Annotated in this window: 22 protein-coding genes and 1 tRNA gene; 20 read left to right on the top strand and 3 right to left on the bottom strand. The window is 36.2% G+C overall.

Translation table 11 applies throughout. The features are described from left to right. The first annotated feature begins 76 nt into the window (after positions 1–76). The 6 genes from LF887_RS21305 to LF887_RS21280 all read left to right on the top strand — a co-directional run bounded on the left by LF887_RS21305 (position 77) and on the right by LF887_RS21280 (position 5,245). Positions 77–910, top strand: coding sequence for an OmpA family protein (locus LF887_RS21305; protein ID WP_236856268.1), 834 nt, complete (start codon positions 77–79; stop codon positions 908–910). 873 nt (positions 911–1,783) lie between these two features. Further along, on the top strand, positions 1,784–1,936 hold the full coding sequence (locus LF887_RS21300; RefSeq protein WP_236856267.1) for a CCPGW family putative bacteriocin: 153 nt from the start codon (positions 1,784–1,786) through the stop codon (positions 1,934–1,936). A 145-nt stretch (positions 1,937–2,081) separates the two neighbouring features. Continuing rightward, entirely contained in the window at positions 2,082–2,729 is a 648-nt protein-coding gene (locus LF887_RS21295; RefSeq protein WP_236856266.1) for an O-methyltransferase, read from the top strand. A gap of 74 nt (positions 2,730–2,803) precedes the next feature. Beyond that, entirely contained in the window at positions 2,804–3,520 is a 717-nt protein-coding gene (locus LF887_RS21290; protein WP_236856265.1) for a C40 family peptidase, read from the top strand. Between the two features lie 3 nt (positions 3,521–3,523). After that, positions 3,524–3,994, top strand: a complete 471-nt coding sequence (locus tag LF887_RS21285; protein WP_236856264.1) for a DUF1648 domain-containing protein — start codon at positions 3,524–3,526, stop codon at positions 3,992–3,994. A 12-nt stretch (positions 3,995–4,006) separates the two neighbouring features. Beyond that, positions 4,007–5,245 (top strand): 3-deoxy-D-manno-octulosonic acid transferase, encoded by a 1,239-nt coding sequence (locus LF887_RS21280; protein WP_236856263.1) that lies wholly within the window; start codon positions 4,007–4,009, stop codon positions 5,243–5,245. On the opposite strand, the gene LF887_RS21275 is transcribed toward LF887_RS21280, so the two are convergent. From LF887_RS21275 to LF887_RS21265, 3 genes are read right to left on the bottom strand one after another with little or no spacing between them, the layout of a single operon-like run. Next, on the bottom strand, positions 5,237–5,863 hold the full coding sequence (locus LF887_RS21275) for a deoxyuridine 5'-triphosphate nucleotidohydrolase (protein ID WP_236856262.1): 627 nt from the start codon (positions 5,861–5,863) through the stop codon (positions 5,237–5,239). The genes LF887_RS21280 and LF887_RS21275 overlap by 9 nt on opposite strands. Next, on the bottom strand, positions 5,863–6,618 hold the full coding sequence (locus tag LF887_RS21270) for a glycosyltransferase family 2 protein (protein ID WP_236856261.1): 756 nt from the start codon (positions 6,616–6,618) through the stop codon (positions 5,863–5,865). Before LF887_RS21270 ends, LF887_RS21275 begins: the two co-directional genes overlap by 1 nt. Before the next feature lie 23 nt (positions 6,619–6,641). Next, positions 6,642–7,619: an acyltransferase family protein gene (locus tag LF887_RS21265; RefSeq protein ID WP_236856260.1), complete on the bottom strand. Its 978-nt coding sequence runs from the start codon at positions 7,617–7,619 to the stop codon at positions 6,642–6,644. Between the two features lie 197 nt (positions 7,620–7,816). Here LF887_RS21265 and LF887_RS21260 point away from each other — a divergent pair, with 197 nt between their 5' ends. From LF887_RS21260 to LF887_RS21200, 14 genes are all read left to right on the top strand, one after another. After that, a complete protein-coding gene (locus tag LF887_RS21260; RefSeq protein WP_236856259.1) occupies positions 7,817–8,290 on the top strand; it encodes a lipocalin family protein in 474 nt (157 codons plus the stop codon). Positions 8,291–8,473: 183 nt separating this feature from the next. Next, entirely contained in the window at positions 8,474–11,287 is a 2,814-nt protein-coding gene (gene leuS / locus LF887_RS21255) for a leucine--tRNA ligase (RefSeq protein ID WP_236856258.1), read from the top strand. A 240-nt stretch (positions 11,288–11,527) separates the two neighbouring features. Continuing rightward, entirely contained in the window at positions 11,528–12,391 is an 864-nt protein-coding gene (locus LF887_RS21250) for a MotA/TolQ/ExbB proton channel family protein (RefSeq protein ID WP_236856257.1), read from the top strand. 61 nt (positions 12,392–12,452) lie between these two features. After that, complete coding sequence (locus tag LF887_RS21245; protein WP_047098809.1) at positions 12,453–13,061, top strand: ExbD/TolR family protein; 609 nt, start codon at positions 12,453–12,455, stop codon at positions 13,059–13,061. Positions 13,062–13,072: 11 nt separating this feature from the next. Beyond that, positions 13,073–13,642, top strand: coding sequence for an ExbD/TolR family protein (locus tag LF887_RS21240; protein ID WP_236856256.1), 570 nt, complete (start codon positions 13,073–13,075; stop codon positions 13,640–13,642). Between the two features lie 29 nt (positions 13,643–13,671). Continuing rightward, positions 13,672–14,514: an energy transducer TonB gene (locus LF887_RS21235; protein WP_236856255.1), complete on the top strand. Its 843-nt coding sequence runs from the start codon at positions 13,672–13,674 to the stop codon at positions 14,512–14,514. Positions 14,515–14,555: 41 nt separating this feature from the next. After that, the gene (locus tag LF887_RS21230) at positions 14,556–14,789 is read left to right on the top strand and encodes a DUF308 domain-containing protein (RefSeq protein ID WP_317207781.1); all 234 of its coding nucleotides are present in this window, start codon (positions 14,556–14,558) and stop codon (positions 14,787–14,789) included. After that, positions 14,779–14,991, top strand: a complete 213-nt coding sequence (locus LF887_RS24345) for a hypothetical protein (RefSeq protein ID WP_317207780.1) — start codon at positions 14,779–14,781, stop codon at positions 14,989–14,991. The genes LF887_RS21230 and LF887_RS24345 overlap by 11 nt, the downstream gene beginning before the upstream one ends. A 41-nt stretch (positions 14,992–15,032) precedes the next feature. Further along, positions 15,033–15,650 carry a substrate-binding domain-containing protein gene (locus LF887_RS21225; protein ID WP_317207779.1) on the top strand — a complete coding sequence of 206 codons (618 nt, stop codon included), beginning with the start codon at positions 15,033–15,035 and terminating at the stop codon, positions 15,648–15,650. A 92-nt stretch (positions 15,651–15,742) separates the two neighbouring features. Then, the gene (locus tag LF887_RS21220) at positions 15,743–17,395 is read left to right on the top strand and encodes a tetratricopeptide repeat protein (protein WP_236856254.1); all 1,653 of its coding nucleotides are present in this window, start codon (positions 15,743–15,745) and stop codon (positions 17,393–17,395) included. A gap of 82 nt (positions 17,396–17,477) precedes the next feature. Then, positions 17,478–18,197, top strand: coding sequence for a bacillithiol biosynthesis deacetylase BshB1 (bshB1, locus tag LF887_RS21215; RefSeq protein WP_236856253.1), 720 nt, complete (start codon positions 17,478–17,480; stop codon positions 18,195–18,197). Between the two features lie 35 nt (positions 18,198–18,232). Then, positions 18,233–18,308, top strand: a tRNA-His gene (locus LF887_RS21210). Between the two features lie 793 nt (positions 18,309–19,101). Then, entirely contained in the window at positions 19,102–22,824 is a 3,723-nt protein-coding gene (locus tag LF887_RS21205; RefSeq protein WP_236856252.1) for a fibronectin type III domain-containing protein, read from the top strand. Positions 22,825–23,229: 405 nt separating this feature from the next. Further along, positions 23,230–23,664, top strand: coding sequence for a hypothetical protein (locus LF887_RS21200; RefSeq protein ID WP_236856251.1), 435 nt, complete (start codon positions 23,230–23,232; stop codon positions 23,662–23,664). Positions 23,665–23,678 lie beyond the last annotated feature (14 nt).

Below are 23,678 nucleotides of genomic sequence, written 5' to 3'. Positions count from 1 at the left end.
ATTTCTTTTATGCAAAGATAACCGATATAATTCAATTGAATTTCCCTAACTTTGAGTTCTTTAAAAAAGTTTACTTATGAAGATTTTAAAAATTTTAGCAGTTTCTGCAATGGCACTGGGAATGACGTCTTGTATCAGCAAGAAGCAGTACGATGCTTTAAGCACAAACTATAAGCAGTGTATTGAAAATATTGGTGAAAGACAAAGAGAAATTCAGGATTTAAAATCTCAAAACTCTGCATTGACAGGTGAGAACAATCTATTGAAAAGCCAGCATGATGCTTTGAAGTCATCACTTGATGCGTGTCTGTCCAATACAGGTAAGAGCTCTTCTAATATTGATAAACTGGTAGGTGAGATCAATGCATCCAATTCATATATTAAGCAGTTGATTTCAAACAACGCTAAAAATGACAGTCTGAACCTTGCATTATCTAATAAGCTGAAAAGATCTTTGGATAATATGTCAGATCAGGATGTACAGGTAAAAGTATTGAAAGGAGTAGTAATGATCTCTCTTTCTGATAAAATGTTATACAAAACAGGTGATTACAACATCTTGCCAGCTGCTCAGGAAGTACTTGGTAAAGTGGCTAAAGTAATCAATGATTATGATAAGTATTCAGTATTGATCGAAGGTAATACAGATAATGCTCCATTAAGTTCTCCTAATCTGCCAAGAGATAACTGGGATCTTTCAGCATTAAGAGGAACTTCGGTAGCTAAAGTTCTTCAGACTCAGTTTGGAGTGGACCCTGCAAGAATTACAGCAGGTGGACGTTCTGAATATAACCCTAAAGCGACTAATATGAGCGTTTCAGGAAGAGCAGAAAACAGAAGAACAGAAATCATCATTATGCCTAAACTGGATGAGTTTATGAAATTGATGGATATCGCTCCAAAAAAATAATCATCGAATTATATAAATAACAAAAACTGTCTCAGAGATGAGGCAGTTTTTTTGTTTCCGGCAGTGAAGACAGGAAGTTTTTATGTTCATATTTCGTGCTGTATTTTTTTATGGGCTAAAGTAAGGTCAATTCAATGTCCCCATTATTTAAGAATATATCAAATTACTTTACCTATTTCAGAAACAAGATAAGTAATGAAGAATTTATGTGGATTTGAGCTTTACTGCCCGCCAGAATATTTTTTAGAAAAATTGTTTACCCTTGATGGGCATTAAAATAAAATAAATCCCGAAGGAGGCCGGGACTTATTTTTTAATCAAATTAATTCTTCTTTTTTCAAGAGCGAAATAATTCTTTGTAGAAATGAATTGGATATTTCAGCCTTAGATTTTTTTACAGAAGAATCCGTTTTACTGTTAGGTAGTACGGTTTTTTGATTCTCATGGTTAGTTTGTGTCTCTCCTGTAATCATTTTACTTTCTCTTAGTGTTTTTACCCGTTATTCTCTTTGCAAACATATAACTAATCTCTAGAAAATAGTATCCGTATTTTTCCGGTATTTTATATGGGCTTTTCCCTAGGATTGATCACTATACGGTTTTTTTTAGGTCGAAAAATGACACTCAGAAATCATCAAATTCATTCGGATATTCAGGATTTTAATAGTTGTACAGAGATATTAAATTAGCGTAATGGTGCTTGTTTGGTTCATTTAATCAATGTGTAAGTGGTAAATTATGAATAACTTATAGTAATTCTATTATTTGGGTTAAAAAAATAATTGTATATTTAAATCTCTTTTTAGAGAGATAAATTAAAGAGGTGTCCGAAAATCTTAAAGAGTAGGAAATTAATACTAAACCAAAATAATTATGAAAAATTCTAAAAAACTTTCAAGAGGAGAAATGAAAAATGTAAAAGGTGCAGAAGTGTGGTGTAATCCACAGATAATTTGCCAGAGAACCAGTGATTGCTGTCCGGGATGGGTATGTGGTTCACCAGGACAGTATTGTATAGCCTATTAAATATTTTCTCTGCATCAACATCGAAGACAGAAGATATAAAGACAAAGAGGGATTAATTTCTCTCTTTTTTTTTATCTTATACTCAACGGAAATAAGGGTTTTAAAAAAAGTTTTAAAATTCTTAAATTTGTTTAAATAAAATTTTATGAGTTTTTTTGAAGAAAAGAATCCTGAAATGGACAGATATTTGGAAGCACACGCTTCTTCGGAATCGGAAATTCTGAAAAAACTGAGAAGAGAGACTTATCAGAAAACAACACAGCCTCATATGATATCAGGGTATCAGCAGGGTAGGCTTCTCACTATAATTTCTCAAATGCTGCAGCCAAAGAATGTCCTTGAAATAGGAACTTTTACAGGATATGCCACGCTCTGTCTGGCTTCAGGATTAAGTAAAGAAGGGAAAATTACAACATTGGACGTGAATGAAGATCTCGCTTATCTTCCAAAAAAATATTTTGATACGAGTGAGTATGCTGATCAGATTGATTTCAAACTTCAGGATGCTAAAACATTTTTAAAGGAAACAGATGAGGTTTACGACCTTATTTTTGTAGATGCTGACAAAGAAAATTATGCAGAATATTTCCGACTTATAAAACCTCACACCAGATCAGGATCTGTTGTTATGTTTGACAACGTTCTTTGGTATGGAAAAGTACTGGAAGAAGAACCAAAAATGAAATCTACACAGTCTATTAAAGAATTAAACGATTTAGCCGCAAAAGACGAAGATTTTGAAAATCTTATTTTACCTTTGCGTGACGGGGTGAATTTTCTGAGAAGAAAATAATTAAGAGATATAGAGATTGAAGAAGGCAGCATAATTTCTAAATCTCTAAATGTCCTAATTTCTAAAAGAATAAAATGAATAAAGGAATTTGTATTGTTACAGTAGCGCCAGTCCGTGCAGAAGGTTCTGACAGGGCAGAAATTGTTACAGAAATATTGTTTGGAGAAAGTGCAGATATTTTGGAGGTTAATAAAAACTGGACCAAAATAAAAATGCACTATGACGGCTATGAAGGGTGGATAGATACCAAACAGATCAGAACGGTTACCGATCAGGAACTTGCTAACAGAAAAGTTACGGTCGTAACTGAAGATTTTTCTTCTGTATTGATGAATGATGGGAAAACGTTACTGTCTATAGGTTCCGAAGTAGAATTTTCTGTGGTTGCCTCAAGAAGAAGCCACGATGTACGGGAAAGTATAGCGCTTACGGCAAGAGAATTCCTTAATGTACCTTACCTATGGGGAGGGAAAAGTTTCTTTGCCGTAGACTGTTCAGGTTTTACCCAATTGGTCTATAAAGTTCATGATATAAAGATTCCCAGAGATGCCTCCCAGCAGGCTGAGGTGGGAGAAGCACTTACCTTTATAGAAGAAACGCAGCCTGGAGATCTTGCTTTCTTTGAAAATGAAGAAGGGAAAATTATTCACGTAGGAATTATGCTTGAAAATCAGAAGATCATCCATGCGTCAGGAAAAGTGAGAATAGACACTCTGGACTCTACGGGAATTTTCAATAAAGAATTGAATAAACATACTCACAAACTGAGAGTCCTTAAAAGCGTTATTTAAAACATGAAATTGTCTGGCATACTATTAATTGTAAATACTCTTTTGCTTATAGTAATTTGGGGGTTTACAGGAATTAAATATGCAGGACTACCACATATAATACCCAGCCATTTTGATTTCTATGGAAAAGTAGACGGTGAATCCGAAAAAGCAATGATTTGGATTCTTCCATGTATAGCTGCTTTTATTTCCTTACTCTTTTTCGGGATATCAAGAAACCCAAACTCTCCTTTAGTGAATGTACCCAGAAGTTTCCGTAACAAAGAAAAACTGGAGTTATATATGTTTTCACTGCAGCTTCCTGTGATGCTCTTGTTTTTGGATATCATCGTAGAGAGCGTTCGTATTGCAGAGGGCAAACAAACTGAACTTAGCAGTGCTATCTTCTTTATTTTGGCATTAATGTTCGCTGTGATAGGAGTAGGACTTGTAAAATCTATCAAGGAAGGGATAATAAAGAAATCTGACGATTAAATCAAATTAAAATTGAAACTACTTTACAACATATTTATCAGCCTTCTTACTTTCGGGATGAAAGTTTTTTCTTTGTTTAATGATAAAACTAAAAGAGGAGTTGAAGGAAGAAAGGAATCTTTACATAAAGTAAGGTCTGCATTTTCAAAAACAGATAAAGTGATCTGGATGCATGCGGCAAGCTTAGGTGAATATGAGCAGGGACTGCCTGTTTTAGAAAAACTTAAAGAAAATCTGCCTGATCATAAAATTCTTGTGACTTTCTTTTCGCCGTCCGGTTATGAAAATGTTGTTATAAAGAAGCATATAGCAGATGTTATCTGTTATCTTCCTTTTGATAAAAAAAATACAGTAGAAGACTTTGTCTCATCTTTTGATGTTAAACTATTTTTTACGGTTAAGTATGATTATTGGTATAATCTGCTGAACGAACTGAAAAACAGAAATACCAAGATCTATGTAATTTCTGCACTATTCTACGAAAGACAGTCTTTTTTTACATCATATGGGAAATGGTTTGTAAAACAGCTTCAAAGAAATGTCGACTGGTTCTTTCATCAGACCCCAATTTCTCTTGCCTTAGCTAAAAGTGTAGGGCTTATGCAGTCTTCTGTAACGGGAGATACAAGGTTTGACAGAGTAAAACAGCTTCGGAAACGTGATAATTATGTGGCTAATATTGCTGATTTTATTGGGGAAAATAAAGCCATTGTTTTTGGAAGCTCCTGGCAGGCGGAAGAGAAAATAGCAGAAAGACTTTCACAAAAGAATAATACTCTGAAACTGATCATAGCTCCTCATGACCTGAAAAGGATAGCGCACTTAAAAAATATATTTCCTGAAGCTTTACTTTATAGTGAGATAGAACAAGATCAGCACACCAACTTTGATTCCAGACTTTTAATCATAGATAGCATAGGCTTGTTGTCAAAACTCTATTCTTATGCAGATATTGCAGTAGTAGGAGGAGGTTTTCATGACGCAGGACTGCATAATATTCTTGAAGCTGCCACTTTTGGTGTTCCCGTTATTTTTGGAAATCAGTACAAGAAAAACCCGGAGGCGGATGATCTGATTGCAGCAGCAGGAGGACAGTCTTTCGGTGAAGAATCTGAGGCTGTAGAATTTATTCTGTTTCTGGCGAATAAAGATAATCAGGAGGAACTTACAGAGATGTCCCAAAACGCTTACCGATTCGTTGATGAGAAGCCTGACTCCACAGCCATGATTTTGCAGAAAATTTTATCTTAGGAATCCCTGGCTTTTGATTTCTTTCACAACCTGATCGATATTTTCAGGAATTTTCTCACATTCAAGCCAATTAAAGTCAAGCCCGTTATTGATGCAAAGTTTTTGAAGATAATGATTTTCAAAGATTTTGTTTTGAGTGTCCCGTAGGTATTCATCAATTTCTATCCAGTAATCTTCATCCAGTTTTTTAATTAAAATCAAAGATTTGAATACTTTATTAATGATATAAATATAAAGTTTGTATACATTATCAAAACGTTGTCTGCTGAGGTCATCGTTGTACTCCAGAATCCTGTTGATCAGAATAAGTGTCAGTGATACTTCCCCGAATTTATCCGTAGTTATTTTTACATGTTCTGTAATTTCGGCACTTATACCCCTAATGGTACTAAGGAAATATTGGGTATTTCCAATATACTTTGAGGCTAAAAGAATTTTTTCCTCTACCTGCTCTTCCATTGCATTTCTTTTATCATCGGTTGTTTCAGGATCGATAAGTTCGAAATACAGCTTTTTGGACAATAACTTGTCTTTTCTAAGCAGTCTGAAAATAAGCTTATCTTTATCATTACTTGAAAAAGCGCTTAAGGCTGCTTTAAATTCTTTTGAATACTCCATTAATTGAAAATTTTTGAATATTTCAGAAATCCGTTTAACGCCCAGTTGGCTGTGTAATACAGTGACGTAACTGTTGAAAATCCCATGAAATCCTTATACACAAGATACTGGTCCTTGATGATATTTTTTTTGTTTCTTGAAACACTGTTTTCCCGCATTCTGTACTTTGCCAAGGTCTTATTTAAAGGTATTCCTTCAGGAATTACTTTTAAAAGATTCAACCACATGACATGATCTTCACGTTTGCTTTTTACAGGAAATAGAAATTTACCTGCTCTTTTAGTATCATACATTGTAGATACGGGTGCCAGGCGGCAGGTTTTTAACAGATTGGAAAAGGTAACTACCTTGTCAGCCAAAAAGTCTTTCAATATCGGTTGAAGCTCCTCATTACATCTTGAATAATTACAGTAAACAAGCTCTGCATTATTTTCCTGCATATAACCGGTCATGGTTTCAATATATTCGGGATACCAAAAGTCATCAGAGTCAAGAAAAGCGATATACCTTCCCTGTGCTCTTTCAAGACTGTTGTTTCTAGCATTTCCAGCGCCTCCGTTTTTCTCCAGAACCTGTAATTTTATTCTCGGATCACTATATTTTCTAATGATTTCTACAGTGTTGTCTTTAGAAAGGTCGTCAGTGATCAGCCATTCCCAGTTTTCGTAGGTTTGGTTAAGAACAGATTGTATTGTTTCCTCTATAAATTCTGCAGAATTATAGCAGGGTGTGATGATGGAGACCAGATCTTTCATTTGTGTAATTAATATCTGTAAATTTATAAAAATCTTTTTTCATAAAGATGCCATGAGGAAATTCCAACCCCAATTACTACGAACATACAAACCAGACTCATCACATAAGGATTGTAATCTTCAAACAGCCCTAAAGTCTGAAATACCCTTATGATAGGGAAATGGAATATATAAATTCCGTAGGTGAAATCTCCATATTTTCCAAAATTATTCAGAAACTTAAAAGAATAAGCAATATATAAAACGATGATGCTTATCATGATAGGGGAGAATAGTTTTATTTTGAAAAAAAGATCTATCCATACCGTAATCATGGCGATAATGAAAAGCTGATTTTTGTACTTGATGAATTTATCAAAATTAAAGTAAAGCAACATTCCGCCAATGAAATAACATAATGATCCGGGTAACTGTCTTGAAATAGCAGCCCTGCCGGTCATTTCAAAATAATTAAGGAAAACCAGCGAAAGGAAGTACAGTACAATCAGACTGATGTTTCTGTATTTATTGTTTTTTCCAAACAGTAAAAAGATCAGAGGAACAGCAAAGTAAAAACACATTTCTATTTTTAGTGTCCACAAAGCTCCATTTACAGCCTGATTACCAAATACGCCAGGAAGCCAGGGAGCTTTGAAATTCATGAAAATTGAATTCCAGAACCAATATTTATAAACCTCAGTGTTGCCAAAATATTCTGAAAATGAGAGGGTGCTGACCAGGCTCAGCAGTATAGTGCAGAGAAATACAACCAATAAATAAGCAGGAAGAATCCTGTTGAATCTTTTTTTAGCATAGCTCTTTAAACTGGAAGACCTTTCATAGCTTCTCGCAATTAAAAAACCACTTACAATGAAAAACGCAAAAACAGCAACCTCTACCGGACTGTATGTTAATATATGAAGCTGGTCAGATTGACTTAGCGCTCCCAGGTGTCCTACAAACACAATGAAAGCAAGGAGAACACGTATGAAATCAAAATTGTTTTTCGTTATATCCTGCATTTGTATTTTTCTTACAAAAATAGCTTTTTTAATAGAATAGAGATAATTCCGGGCGCTCAATATTTGTTAAATAAGAGGAATATTAAGCCCTGACGTTTCAAAATATGTATAAATAATGATTGATAAAATAATTTTTCACAAAAAATAGTAATATAAATCAAAAAAATTATAATTTTAGCGCTTGAAAAAAATGATCTATGAAGAAATTAGCATTACTATTTGCAGGATTGTCATTGTTTGCAGCTACAGGATGTACTGTTGAGAGTGATACTGTCAGAGAATCTCCGTTAGTTGGGTCGTGGCGACCATTAAAAGAAGTGGTTACTACTGTGGAGGTTGGCGAAGATCCGGTTTCTAATACAATTACGTATACAGACTGCCAAAAGCAATCCAGATGGTGGTTCAGCGTAGAATCCAAAGGGACAAGAACAAACTGGGGAGATACTGCTACACCTGGACAGTGTGCTATTTTATCAGATATAAAATTCAACTATACTTATGACAAGGACGCAAAAACCGTTCAGATGAAAATTCAGGGTGTGGTAGAGCCAGTAAATGCAAAGGTTGTAACGTTAGATGATACCACTCTTAACCTTGCTGTAAGAGAAGAAACTCAGGATCCTACTATATTTCAGACAAGAACTTATACTTTCCAGAGAATTACTCAGTAATAGCAGGATACTTCACGATAAAAAACAGATCTCATCTCCGGATGAGATTTTTTTGTTGTGCAGAGATTTACAATTCATTGTAAATTAAATTTTTATTTGCTTTAAAATCATTATTTTTGTGAATCTTGTTAAAAAGAAAAGAATTATTGAATATTTAAAGTCTAACATATAACCTATACAAAAGTGTTTTACGATCATCAGCAGATAGAAAAAAAGTGGCAGAAGTACTGGGAGGAAAATCAAACCTATAAAACCTCCGATAACACAGATAAACCCAAGTTTTATGTACTCGATATGTTTCCATATCCATCAGGAGCCGGGCTGCATGTAGGTCACCCACTCGGGTATATTGCATCAGATATCTATGCGAGATACAAAAGACATCAGGGGTTTAATGTGCTTCACCCGGTTGGTTATGACAGTTTCGGACTTCCTGCTGAGCAGTATGCGATCCAGACAGGACAGCATCCGGCAATCACTACAGAACAGAATATCAACAGATACGAGGAGCAATTAAAAAAGATCGGATTCTCATTCGACTGGAGCAGAGAATTGAGAACTTCAGATGCCTCTTACTATAAATGGACACAGTGGATCTTTATCCAGCTGTACCATTCCTGGTATAATAAAGATACAGATAAGGCAGAAGCTATAGATACCCTGATTCAGCATTTTGAAGAAAAAGGAACAGAAGGTTTAAATGCCAATCAGAATGACGAACTTACCTTTACTGCAGAAGAATGGAAAAGTGCTTCAGATCTTGATAAAGAAGATATCCTGTTAAACTATCGTCTTTCTTACAGAGCAGAGACCACCGTGAACTGGTGTCCTGCGTTGGGAACTGTATTGGCAAACGACGAAATAAAAGACGGAAAATCCGAAAGAGGAGGGTTTCCTGTATTTCAGAAGAAAATGATGCAGTGGAGTATGAGAATCTCTGCATACTCTGAAAGACTGCTACAGGGACTTGCTGCATTAGACTGGCCACAGCCGTTGAAAGATTCTCAGGAATACTGGATCGGAAAATCTCAGGGAGCTCAGGTTGAGTTTCAGGTAGATGGCCATGACGAAATCGTAGAAGTCTTCACTACAAGACCTGATACCATTTTTGGAGCAACCTTTATGGTATTGGCTCCTGAAAATCCTTTAGTGGAAACCATTACTACAGACGCTCAGAAAGCAGAAGTAGATACCTATATAGAAGAAACTTCCAAGAAAACAGAAAGAGACAGAATGTCTGACGTGAAAAACGTGAGCGGAGCTTTCACCGGAAGTTATGCAGTTAATCCTTTCAGTGGAGCAAAAATGCCGATCTATATTTCAGATTATGTATTGATGGGGTATGGTACAGGAGCTGTAATGGCTGTTCCTGCACATGATGAACGTGATCACAGATTTGCGAAGAAATTTAATTTAGAAATTAAAAAAGTAGTTGAAACAGAAGAAGACGTTCAGGAAAAAGCTTTTGATTCTAAAGATTCAGTTTGTGTAAACTCAGATTTCCTAAACGGACTGAATTATAATGATGCGAAATCAAAAATGATTTCGGAAATTGAAACTAAAGGAATCGGTCACGGAACAACAAATTACAGACAGCGTGATGCAATTTTCTCAAGACAGCGTTATTGGGGAGAGCCCGTTCCTATATATTATAAGGATGGAATGCCTTACACATTGCCAGTTTCTGCTTTACCATTAGAACTTCCTGAAGTTGAAAAATATTTACCAACAGAAGACGGAGATCCACCATTAGGAAATGCAAAAGTATTTGCGTGGGATGAGGTTAATCAGAAAGTGGTTTCTACAGATTTAATTGATGATCAAACAGTCTTCCCGTTAGAACTATCTACAATGCCAGGATGGGCTGGAAGCTCATGGTATTTCCTTAGATATATGGACCCTCATAATAATGGAGAATTCTGTGCAAAGAACATTTCAGATTATTGGGGACAGGTAGATCTTTATATCGGGGGAAGCGAGCATGCAACCGGCCACCTGTTATATTCCCGTTTCTGGAATATGTTTATGAAAGACCGTGGCTATATTAATCATGACGAGCCTTTCCAGAAGTTGATCAACCAAGGGATGATTTTAGGAATGAGTGCATTTGTATACAGAGTTGAAGGTACCAATAAATATGTGTCTAAAAACTTAGCAAGCGAATACAAGACTCAGCAGATTCATGTAGATGTATCCTTATTAAAAGGAACCTCAGATGAATTGGATACTGAAGCATTCAAAGCATGGAGACCGGATTATGCTGACGCAGAATTTATTTTAGAAGATGATAAATACATCACAGACCGTGAAGTAGAGAAAATGTCCAAGTCCAAATATAATGTAGTCAATCCTGATGTTATCTGTGAAGAATACGGAGCAGACGGTTTAAGACTATATGAAATGTTTCTGGGACCATTGGAGCAATCCAAGCCTTGGAATACTCAGGGATTAAGTGGAGTATATGGTTTCCTTAAAAAATTCTGGAACCTGTATTTCAACGGAGAAGTATTTGAAGTTTCTGATGAAGAACCTACAAAAGCAGAATATAAAGTTTTACATACCTTAATAAAGAAGGTGGTTTATGATATTGAAAATTTCTCTTTCAATACCTCAGTATCATCATTTATGATTGCTGTGAACGAGCTTCAGAAATTAAAATGTAACAAACGCAATATTTTAGAACCACTAGCCGTTATCATCTCTCCGTATGCACCTCATATTTGTGAAGAGCTTTGGAGTATGCTGGGGAACGATACCTCAATTGAGTTTGAGAAATTTCCGGTGTTGAATGAAGATTATCTGATTGAAGACGAAATTGAGTATCCGGTAAGCGTAAATGGCAAAATGAAGTTCAAAATTTCGCTTTCAGCTCAATTCTCAGCCAAGGAAGTAGAGGATTTGGTGATTTCAAGTGAAAAAATGCAGCAGATTTTGGAGGGTAAAACCCCTAAAAAAATCATTGTAGTTCCTCACCGTATTGTGAATATCGTAATTTAAAAGAAAATTAACATTGGGAAATTAAAAAAAATGGGTGTCTTATTTTTTTGATTTTTTAACTCAAATGTTAAATTTGGGAAAAATAAATAAAATATTTTAAAATAATTATTATATCGGAATCGTATTAAAATTTCTTTATCAAAAAAAAGCAAAATGTTTAATTAAGACTCTTGCATTTTAATTAATTTTGCCTTTAATTTACACCCTGTAAAATTTTAAAACAATATAATTTAGTTAAATATGGAAATGAATGTTTCAAAAAATGATGAGCAAGTAGTTGCTAGAAAGGCAGGAGGTTTAAATCCAGCTGTTATTATTCCTATTCTATTTGCTATAGGGATATGTATTTATTTATTCGTTCTTGGTAGCCCAGGAAACTTTAAAGATGCAGATAAACTAGGAAGTGGGTCTGTAGCTTTTTCAGACATTGAAGGAAAAGACATTCATCCAGAATCGTTTTTAGGTATTATCTACAAAGGAGGGGTTATTGTACCAATCTTGATTACTTTCATGATTACTGTAATTGTTTTCTCTTTTGAAAGATATTTCGTTCTTGGTAAAGCTGCCGGAAAAGGAAACTTAGACAACTTCGTTGTACAAGTAAGAAGCTTACTAAACCAAAACAAAATTGACGAAGCTATCGAAGAATGTGACAGACAACAAGGTTCTGTAGGTAACGTAGTAAAAGAAGGTCTTACTACTTACAAAGCACTTTCTCACGATAATACATTAAATAAAGAGCAGAAAATGGTAGCGCTTAACAAAGCTATCGAAGAAGCTACAACTCTTGAGATGCCAATGCTTGAGAAAAACATGATGATCCTTTCTACTCTAGGTACTGTTGCAACATTGATCGCACTACTTGGAACGGTAATCGGGATGATTAAGGCGTTCTTTGCATTAGGTTCAGGAGGTGGTACTCCAGATGCTGCAGCTCTATCTACAGGTATCTCTGAAGCTTTGATTAACACTGCATTAGGTATTGGTACTTCAGCTATCGCTATTATTCTTTATAACTTCTTTACTTCTAAGATTGACGGATTAACTTACAAGATCGACGAGATCTCTATGAGTATCCAGCAGTCTTTCGCTGAATTCAACTAAGAATTAGCAAGGTATTTGCATTAGCAATTAAAAGAAGTTTAATTAAAAATATTTTATAATAATGGCGAGAGTCAAACCTAAAAGACATGGAGTAGTAACGGACATGACCGCAATGTGTGACGTTGCGTTCCTACTTCTTACGTTCTTTATCTTGACCACTCAGTTTAAGAAACCTGACGTGGAGCAGATCAAACCGCCATCTTCAATTTCGGAAAAATTACTTCCTGATGCTAGTTTAATGACTATCAACGCTACTCCGGATGGAAAATTTTATTTCCAACCAGTAGAAAATGCATCAGAAAGAGTTGCTCTTTTGGATAAAATGGGACAAAAGTATGGTATTACTTTTGACAACAACCAAAAAGCTGCTTTCCAGAAAGTTCAGGCAATTGGAGTTCCAATGAACCAGCTTAAAGGTTATTTGGATATGCCTGCAGATGAGCAGAAAAATTATAAGAGTCCTACAGGAATTCCTATGGACAGTACAAATAAGCAGTTAATTGACTGGGTAAAAGAAAGTTTAAGCGTTAATCCTGACTACAAGTTAGCTATTAAAGGTGACGTTACAACTCAGTACCCTAAAGTTAAAGGCCTGTTTGAGGGTTTAAGAGATATTGATTTTCTTAAATTTTGGTTGATTACATCACAAGAAGGTAAACCTAACGAATAATATCGATAGAAATGGCAGAAGTACAAGTACAAGAAAAAGGCGGCAAGGGAGGCAAGGTCCGTTCCAAGAAGCAGAATACCAGGGTCGATATGACTCCGATGGTGGACTTGGGTTTTCTATTGATTACCTTCTTTATGTTCACAACTACATTCAGTAAACCGAATGTGATGGACTTAGGTCTTCCGGCTAAACCAAAACCAGATGCTCCTAAACCTCCACCAACAGAAATTAAACTTTCTAACTCAATTTCTATCTTATTAGGAAAAGACAATAGAGTTTTTTGGCACCAGCAGGATGCAACTTCCTTGAATGACCAAACTTTAATGGAAACTACTCTTGATAGAGAAGGAATTAGAAAAGTAATCCAGCAGGCAAAATCTAGAGCTGCAGATCAAACGAAATTTACCGTGATCATTAAGCCAACTGACGATGCTGTATATAAGAACTTTGTTGATATTCTTGACGAAATGGCAATTACCAAAAGTGAGCAGTACGGTGTTACCGATGTGAAGCCTTGGGAGAAAGCTGTTTATGAGAAAAAAGTAGGAGGTGCTGCTGCACCAGCTGCTGCTACAAAGTAATTTAACCATAAAATTGTTATATCTAATCTATGGCAGATGAAAATGTATACGGTCAGAATCTTACTTTAGACGAAATCGTATTTGAAAATAGAAACAAGGAATATGGTGCCTATGATATTAGACATCAGTATCCGAGACTTTTAACAAAGTCTTTTATCATCGGAACAGCTTTATTCCTTTTGGCAGCTTTATCTCCGTTCATCTATCTTACGATCAAGAATCTTACTGCTCCGCCTAAGCAAGAAGTGAAGGCAGATCTAGTAGACATTCTGGAAGAAGAACCGATTATAGAGCAGCCTAAAGAAGCAGAACCACCTCCACCACCTCCACCTCCAAAAGAAGAGGAGAAAATTGAGGTAATTCAGAACGTAGTTCCTGAGCCTGTAAAAGCTCCGAAAATTGAAACTCCACCACCACCGATTTCTAAGCAGTTGGAAACAACAACTGGTTTGAATAATCAGGAGGGGGTAAAAGCTCCGGCTTATACACCACCGCCACCGCCGCCATCTACAGGTACTAAAGCTAGTACTGTGGAAGTGAAAGCCAATAATCCTAACGAGATCTACAAAGATGTAGACCAGTCTGCAGAATATCCTGGAGGTATGGGCTCATTGAGAAAGTTCTTAGGAGATAACTTCGATACTTCTCTAATGGAAGGAGGTGAAGGTACACTTAAAGCTAAGCTTAAGTTCGTTGTAGAAAAAGACGGAACTGTTTCCAATGTTGTTATTGAAGAGAAATCTCCAAATAGCGACTTTAACAATGAAGCAGCTCGTGTAGTTAAGAAACTTAAAAAATGGACTCCTGCGAAAAGAAACGGGGAGAGCGTTAGATCTTACTATAGCGTACCATTTACTATGAACTTTGAATAATTAAACTTATTTATTCAGAATATAAATAAAAAGAGAAGCATATGCTTCTCTTTTTATTTTTTTTGTATTTTTGTTACATGATGTTCAATTGGTTATCCCTCCTTACGGGATTGTTTTATATCGTTTTAGGAATTGTAGTCATTGTCTACAAATTCTTTTTTACTATTTTGGAACCTGCTATTGCTTATGCATTAGGTGGAGTACTGATCCTATATGGTGTATTTAGGATTTACAGGGCTATCTCCAAAATTAAAAAATCGAGACATGAAGAATAGTTTTAAGATTGCAGTCGTTTTTGTACTAGGAATGATGCTTGCAGGCTGCAAAAAAGAGGAGAAATCCCCATCTTATCATAAAGGTGATCTTACCATTTTTACAGACGAATCTTTTCAAAGCGTTACTGAAGCATTAGCCGATGGCTATATGATCAATTACCCGGAAACCCGTATTAAAGTAGAAACAAAAAAGAAGACTTAGGCCTTCTTGAACTGTTAAGCGGTAATGCCAAGGTGGTGGTAATGTCCAGAAACCTGAAACCTGAGGAAATAAAAACATACGAAGACAGAACCGATTTAAAATTTCTTCCTTCCAAATTTGCTGCTGATGCAGTGGTTTTTGTGGTTCCTAAAGACTCTCCAAAAGAAAGCATTTCTATGGAGGAGATTAGCGATGGACTTCTTTCAGACAATAAAGAATTTATTTTTGACGGAACAAACTCCAGTAATTTGAACTTTGTTGCAGAAAAGCTGAATAAAGAGCCTAAAAGTCTCAAATTTTCCATTATTCCGGGGAACCAGAAGATTATTGAAGAATTAGGAAAATATCCTGATAAAATTGGGGTAATAGGGCTTAATACATTTAGCCGTCCTTATGATAAGACTTCTGAAAAACTTAGAGAAATGGTTAAAGTACTCCCGGTAAAATATAAAGGAAAGTTATATAATGCCGATTTTGAAGGACTTCGTACAATGGAGTATCCATTTACAAGAGTACTTTATTTCCTTATTAATGAAGGTAACTTTAATATTGCCAATGGCTTTATAAGATTTTCATGCACTCATTTGGGACAAAAAATTGTACAAAAAGAAGGGCTACAACCTTATAATGTATATAAAAGAGAGGTTCAAATGCGTTAAAAAACATTAAAATTCACAATTTACCCCTACAGAAAATAGTGTTTTGGTCTGAAAATTGTGTATAATATAACTCAATTATTAGAAAATATAAAATGAAAGATATAATGAATATGAATGTAAAGAAGATTGCTTTTGGAGCAGCCGTGGTATTTTTTACCGGTTTTGCCTCTGCACAAACATTGCAGGATGGTATCAACAGTATAGACAGTGATAAGTTTGCTCAGGCAAAAACAAATTTCACTGATATGATCGCTAAGGAGCCTACTGCTGAAAACTACTTCTATTTAGGAAATACTTTCTTAAAACAAGGAGAACCTGATTATGCGAAAGCAACGGAAAGCTTTAACAAAGGTTTGGCTGCAGACAGCAAAAGTTATCTTAATAAGATCGGTCTTGCTACCGTTAAATTAGGGAAGGGTGACAAAAGCGCTGTTGCAGAAATTCAGAAAGTAGTAAGTGATTCTAGAGAAAAAGATGCTGAAGTATTGTTTAGAGCAGCAGAAGCTTTGACTTTATTTGAAAAGAACAACTCTCCTGATCTTGCTATTCAGTTTTTGAATAAAGCTATTGAAAAAGCGGAGAAAAAAGGAGTTCCTGCACATTACTATTATACATTAGGAGATGCTTACAGATTAAAAAGAGCTCCGGGTGAGGCAATGTCTGCTTATGATAAAGCTTTACCTTTAGCTAAAAATAAAGCGTCCGTTTATACAAGAATGGCAACTTTATGGATGGCCGCTCAGGTATGGCAGAAAGCTAAGGAAAGTGTTGATAAAGCTATTGCTGTAGACCCTACTTACGCTCCTGCTTATAAAGCATTAGCCGGTTATGATATCAGATATCAGCAAAATGCAAAAGCGACACAAGATCTTATCAACTATACAAAATATGCTGATGAAGATCCATATACTCAGTTAGAGATTTCAAAACTATACTTCACAAACGAAGATTATGCGAACTCTAAAGTAGTACTTGATAAAATCTTTGATAAAATTGAAGACCCTATCAAGTTCAAACTAAGAGCTTATCAGTCTTATGCCGATAAGAATTACGCAGATGCAAAACAAAACATGGATACTTTTGTTGCTCAGGCAGAGAAAACAAGAATACAGCCTGCTGACCAAGGTTTACAGGGGCTTATTGCTGCCGGATTAGCAAAAGATGAAAAAGATGCCGCTAAAAAAGCTGCTTTAATGGCAGAATCTCAGCAGAAGGTTGCTATTGCAAAAGCTGCAAAAGATGAAACAATGAAGTGGGATCTTGAACTTGCAAACATTGCAGGGGGAGGAGGTGTTTCTCAGTCAGAAGCAGACAAAGGACCTACTAACCCTACTATTGAAGCATTGAAAAAACAAGTAGCTGCAAATGCTCAGGATTCTGATGCTTTATTCAAGCTTGCAACGGCTTATCAGGATGCTAAAAACTGGAATGGTGCAATTCTTACATGGCAAAAAATGTCAATTCTTCTTCCTGACTGGGCTCCGGCTTATTACAGCCAGGGATATTCTTACCAACAGGCAGGAAACAATGATGCAGCAAAAATTGCTTATGAGAAATTCATCAGTACAGTGAAACCTGCTGATCAGGAGGCTAACAAACAAACTCTTGCATACGCTTATTTTGCAGTAGCTTATATGAGTAAAGACTCAGATGCGGCAAAAGCAAAAGATTATGTAGCAAAATCTTTACAGTTAGATCCTACTTATCAGGATGCTGTAAAATTAAATGCAGAGATCAACAAATAATTTAAATTTTAAATTATAGATATTAAAACTTCCCATTCGTAATGTTTGGGAAGTTTTTATTTTAAACCTTATATTTGAATATATGAAAACAGATATACTTGCTTTTGGAGCACATCCTGATGATGTAGAACTGGGATGTGGAGGAACTATTGCTAAAATGGTTTCTGAAGGAAAAAAATGTGTTGTGGTAGATCTCACGAGAGGAGAGCTCGGGACAAGAGGTACAGATGAGACAAGAAAAGCAGAAGCAGGTGACGCTGCCAAGATTTTAGGGCTTTCCGCAAGAGAGAACCTTGGAATGAAAGATGGCTTTCTTGTCAATTCTGAAGAATACCAAATGAGAATCGTAAAAATGATTCGCAAATACAGGCCAGAAATCGTCTTAGCTAATGCTATTGATGATAGACATCCAGACCATGCAAAAGGAGCGAAATTAGTGTCGGATGCGTGCTTTTTGTCCGGACTGAGAAAAATTGAAACGGTGGAAGAAGGAAAAATTCAGGAAGTGTGGAGACCGAAGCATGTTTTTCATTATATTCAGTGGAAAGATATCAAACCGGAATTTGTAATTGACATTTCGGAACATCTTGATAAAAAACTGGAGGCTTGTATGGCTTACAAAACTCAATTTTATGATCCATCTTCTAAAGAACCGGAAACGCCAATTACCACAAAAGACTTTTATGAAAGCTTAACTTATCGTGCACAGGATTTGGGGAGATTGTCGGGAGTGACTTATGCTGAGGGATTTACGTCTGAAAAGCTAATTTCTTTGAAAAATTTTGACGGAATTGTTTGGTAGTTGAAGAAATTGTCCTATATTTGCACTCAGAAAACGGTGATTGTAGCTCAGTTGGTTAGAGCGTCGGATTGTGGTTCCGAAGGTCGGGGGTTCGAGACCCCTCATTCACCCAAAGAAAGTACACTTTTTTAAAGTGTACTTTTTTATTTTGTCCTATTTCCAGCGGAAATTAGCATCCGGTTTTTCTGCTTTTTCTTAAAGAAATCTCATTCTAATTATTCAAAATTTACGTCTTAATACTTAAAAACGGTTTTCCTAAATCAAATTCTGATAAAAAGGCACTGTATTTCTATATTTGATTTATTCTAATAGATCAGAATATCATTATAAGGCATCATAAAGGGAATGAAGGGTTTGAAAAATAGTTGATTCGAACCTCGAAAGGGTATAATTGAAAATTCATATGGTTTGGATTACCATCCACCCGCCCAAAAAAATAACAAATTTTTGATAGTGATGTATTTAAAATCTATTGAGAAGATTTTTTAAACACAAAGCCTACTTTAAAATAAAACTCCTCACTTTGAACTGCTCTCCAAACAGTAGATTTTTTTTGGAACAGTTTATTTATGATTTAGTATTCAGATTGGAAATAGAGGTATTTCCTCATAATTCTTCTAACCTACTGAGGTAGAAAATCTTTCTACTACATCTTACATTTTAAAAAAAATATACTTTATATTTGCGCCCTATAAAAATATAAAACTAATAATCATTACAAACTTTTATCAAAATGAGGAAGAAAATTACCCTATCCTTACTTTTGATGCTATTTCTCATAGCATCAAAGATTTCAGCCCAGTGCACCACAGGGACCCAGTATCCTGGTGGGATTTATCAAGCGACAGGTGCAGCCGGCACAGGCACGATCAACACTGACGCTAGAACCGGCGAATATGCCTATGTGCATGTTGAACCATCAAGGTATTATACTTTTACCTCGTCTGTATCCACTGATTATTTGACCATTACAAATGATACTGGCACACAAGTACTTGCTTCTGGGGTAACACCTGTAAGTTTTGTTTCAGCTTATAATCAGTCTGTTCGGTATTATATTCATCAGAATGCACAATGTCAAACGACGAATCAGTTTGTACGAACAAGGAAGGTAACTTGGGTTACGGCTCAAGCCTGTATGGATGTGACACCAACAGGTGTTTCGAATATTACACCTATATCATGCACACTTAATTATACTACGCCTTCCGTTGCACCTGCTTTTGGCTACCAAGCGTATGTGAGTACTTCATCTGCCACGCCTGGCGCAACGGTACAAACAAGTTCTTCAAGCACAAACTCAATGTTGGTTACCAATCTAAACCCAGATACGGTCTATCATTATTGGCTTCGTTCTAGATGTGATTATCAATATGGGGGCTGGATTTATGGCGGAACTTTTACAACGATTTCATCATTGCTTTGCAATAGTGCCTATTATGGGATTTATCCTTCAGCTACCGTTACACCCAACTGTACAGGAAGCGATGATTTTTTTGCTACGGATGTAAAAAATGGTAGTTTTTCCAATATAGCTGTTGTTCCAAACACTCAGTATCAGTTTAAAACGAATTATGGTACTGATTTTATTACCATTACCAACGCTTTAGGAACCGTTGTTCTGGCAAGTGGCACAACACCTGTAAATTGGAATTCGGGTTCTACTTCCGGAGTGGTTCGTTTTTATTCTCATGACAATGCACAATGTGGTTACGGTGTTTCTACAGGAAGTTCGCGTAATAAATATGTCAATTGTATTACAACCTCTGTTACCTGTATGCCTCCGTCTGGTTTGTCAGTAGCCAACATTACTTCCAATTCTATAAGAATGTCTTGGGCTGCTCCAACTAGTGTACCAGGTAGTGGTTATGAAATTTATATGGTCACTACAAATACTGCTCCGACAGCAAATAGCACCGCTACCCATACCAATACTACGACCACTAAAGACATTACTGGTTTAACAGCGGGGGTTACCTATTATTATTGGATTCGATCTAATTGTGGTACAGAAAAAAGCAGCTGGGCTTCGGGCGGCTCTTTCACAATGAATCAATCATTAATTTGTAATGGAGCTATTTATGGTTTGTATCCCGATGCCGCTTTTACGCCTTCATGTACTGGGAGTGCGGAGCCAATTACTTCTAGTGCCTTAGCAAGCCAATATTCTAATGTAAATATTACGGCCAACCAACAATATGTGTTCTCTTCTTCTGTGGGGACCGATTTTATAACGATTACCAATAGCGCAGGGACTTCAGTTTTAGCAAGTGGTCAAACACCATTAAGTTGGTCTTCAGGTACAAATACGGGTGGGATACGTTATTATTTACATAGTAATGCTAACTGTGGATCACAAAACACCAACAGAACGAAATATATTCAATGTGCAACCACTGCAAATTGTGGATTACCTTCACAATTGTCGGTTTCTAATATTACGTCAAATTCTTGCAGGTTGAACTGGACGGCACCAGCAACTGCGCCAACAAATTACGATATTTATATTATTACAACTAATACTGCACCAACAAGTACTACAACAGCTTCGGCAACAACTACATCGGCAGGTGTGGGAGCATTGAATGGAATTTCACCAGCGACAACCTATTATTATTGGATAAGATCTAATTGTAATGGAGCCAAAAGTGCCTGGGTGTATGGTGGAAGTTTTACTACACTTGCTGCTTTAACATGTAATGGTGCAACGCATGGTTTATATCCAAATGCTACTTTTACCCCAACCTGTACCGGTAGTCCGCAACAAATTGTTAGCGATGCTTATGCTGGTGAATATTCAAACGTAAATGTAGCTGCGAATACACAGTATACTTTTTTTAGTTCGAATTCCTCAGATTATATTACAGTAACCAATGCTTTAGGAACTACGGTTCTGGCATCAGGTACCACCCCTCTCAACTGGGTGTCGGGTACTTATTCAGGAGTGGTTAGATATCATATCAATACCAATTCCTCTTGTGGGACACAAAATACAAGTAGAATAAGATATATTCAATGTATGGGAATCGCAACTTGTGGAGCGCCTGGTAATTTATCAGTATCTAATGTAACCTCAGATTCTGGCAACCTTACCTGGTCTGCGCCAGCAAGTGCTCCTACCAATTATGAGGTGTATTTATCTACAGTAAGCTCAGCACCTGTAAATGGAACAGCTGGAACTCACTCAACAACCAGTCCTGCAATACTTTTAAATACATTAACCCCTTCAACTACTTATTTTTATTGGGTTCGTTCTAATTGTAATGGAACAAAAAGCGACTGGATTTCGGGAGGAAGTTTTGTAACACTTTCTGCAGGTTGTTGGAAAATGGTTTCTACAGGTATGAGTCATTCGCTTGGAATAAAATCAGACGGAACACTTTGGGCTTGGGGTGCAAATGATTTTGGTCAATTAGGTAATGGAACAAATACCGCAAAAACAGCTCCGGTACAAATTGGAACAGCAAATGACTGGCAAAGTGTAAGCGCAGGCACATTCCATAGTATGGCTATTAAAACCAATGGTACACTTTGGGGATGGGGACTTAACGGAAATAGCCGATTAGGTGACGGAACAACCACCGATCGAATTTTCCCTACTCAGATAACTTCAGATGCGAACTGGCAGAGTGTTTCTGCTGGAGATGTAAATACACTGGCTATAAAAACCAATGGAACCCTTTGGGCTTGGGGCTATAATGGGTATGCTCAACTTGGAGATGGATCAACTAACAACCGACCGACTCCTTATCAAATAGGAACAGCTACTAACTGGCGTAGTGTTGATGCAGGATCTGTACATACGCTGGCTACTAAAACTGATGGAACACTTTGGGCGTGGGGAACCAGTTCATATGGTCAGGTAGGAGATGGCACTACGGCTACTAGATTTAGCCCCTTACAAATAGGAACTGCTACTGATTGGCAAGAGGTTTCTGCCGGAGGTTTTCACTCAGTGGGATTAAAAACTAATGGAATACTTTATACTTGGGGAAACAATTTGTATGGACAGCTTGGTGATGGTACGAATACCTCTAAGTCAGCACCTAATGCAGTGTATGATGGTGTTAAAAGTATTAGTGCAGGTTCTGATCATACGGTAGGAACGACATCTTTTGGAAATATGTGGTTTTGTGGTAGTAATGTTTATGGTCAATTAGGCGATGGAACAACCACTAATAGAAATACGATTACAATGACTAATTCCAGTAATTATCAAAAGGCTGTAACTGGATTTCACCATACTTTATTATTAAATACTGATAGCTCTATTTCCAGCTGTGGGTTAAATGGATCAGGGCAGTTAGGTAATAACTCCACAACGAATAGTTCTTCATGGGTGTCTATTGCATGTCCTGTAAGTAACCTAAGGGTTGATGAAGTTATGTCTGCAGCAGATCATTTAAAAGTTTTCCCAAATCCTGTAAATGATATCTTAAATGTATCTTCTGATAAAAAGATTATCTCGGTAACACTATTCAATACGTCAGGGCAATTGATTTTTACCAAAGTGATCAATGATAAAACAACAACGATTGATGCTTCAAGCTTAGTATCGGGAGTTTATATCTTAAAAATAGATTCAGGTGAAAAAAATGTAAAAACAGTGAAAGTCATTAAAAGATAAATAAGACGATGTATTACATACTTTGATCTTCAGTTTATTATATAGTAAATAAAAACAACCTTCGGGTTGTTTTTATTGTTTAGTGCAGACTGAAAATCGCTTACAAAGAGCCAGGAATTCATCAGGTATATCAGATGTGCTGATGAAAAAAATTAACCGGGCTCTTAGTGTTCAAAATCAGAGTCCGTTCCACAGTCAAGGTTACAATGGAAGAAGATCATCAATTTTTCCTGAGATTTTATTTTTGAAGCTATTTCCCGCTTTTTGTTACAATCTTTTTTTTCAAAAAAAGGATTTTCACTGCAATCGGGGCTAGGAAATTCGTTTATGATTAACAATATGTGGAAAATACCTATTGAGTCAGGAAGAAATATTTCCGTATTTTTAAAATCACATTCTCAAAACATGGAAATAAAGGTCACAGTAAAGCAATTGGGAAAGAAACATCCTGTTCTTTCTGAACAAAAACTCGAAATCTCATACAACGAGTCTCAGATTTCACTTGAAAATCTTTTAAATTTAATCGTCCGGCAGCAAGTAGAAGCATTTAATGCAAAATCATTTGAACTGGATGATGAAGATGATACCAAAATTCCACAGGATAATTATTTAAATATTTTAACAGATACCGGAAAAGTAGGTTTCGGAAGTATCTATAATCTCAAAAAAGCAGATCTGCAAAAAGCACAGGAAAATGCTGTTCAGGCTTTTGAAGATGGTATGTTTGCCGTTTTTTATAATGATGAGCAACTTGAGAGTCTGGCTCAGCCGGTTGATCTAAGTTTGCAGCATTCATTTACTTTCATCAGACTCACTTTTTTGGCGGGAAGCTACTGTTAATTAAAAATACAAAT

This window comes from Chryseobacterium sp. MEBOG06 (assembly GCF_021869765.1).
GTDB lineage: Bacteria > Bacteroidota > Bacteroidia > Flavobacteriales > Weeksellaceae > Chryseobacterium.
This window is presented reverse-complemented; position numbering and strand designations above follow the sequence as displayed.